The 585-nt window shown below is 29.7% G+C and carries 1 pseudogene; it reads right to left on the reverse strand.

The features are described from left to right. Positions 1-55: 55 nt before the first annotated feature. Positions 56-325, reverse strand: a pseudogene (locus tag CP363_RS10510) (GNAT family N-acetyltransferase); the annotation flags it as partial. Positions 326-585: the final 260 nt, after the last annotated feature.

Here is a 585-nt window from a genome sequence, read left to right on the forward strand (position 1 = left end):
TCCCGAAAGGCATCCTAAATCTCACAGCCGTTTACACAAGAATTTATACTGAACCTTTATTTTGATACTTCTTAGCAATAAAATTAATCAAATGTTTAGCATACCCTTTACCTTGATCTTCTGGATAAGTGGCTATATTTTTTATTTCTACTGTATTACCATTTTCAACCGTAATAACACATTCAGATCTAACTTTTCCTTTATCAATCAAGATATACATAATTCCACGTTCTAAATAGCGATCAATCATACTCTCTTGTTCATCAGCTAACAAAAGTAAGTCTATATACTGCTTCTTATTAGATTTTATCTCTTTAATTTCCATGATTATTTTCCAATTAATTTAAAATTTTTCTCTTTCTACTCATGAGACCGTAAAATAGTTTGTGTAAGGATGAATATTTCCTTAATTTTATTTCCCTGAATATTAGAAAAAGGAATCCTTTTCCCGTATGATTGATTTGAACGAAAAACATACTAGAAAAGAGATTCCTTCATGAATGATTTTACCAAAGATATGGCTAATGCTCATAAAATTAATGATTTATTTAGACAAAAGCTCCAACAGGCTGTCAATGACCTGCT

The sequence above is a fragment of the Lactobacillus sp. UMNPBX12 genome, assembly GCF_002553955.1.
GTDB classification, from domain to species: Bacteria; Bacillota; Bacilli; order Lactobacillales; family Lactobacillaceae; genus Lactobacillus; species Lactobacillus crispatus.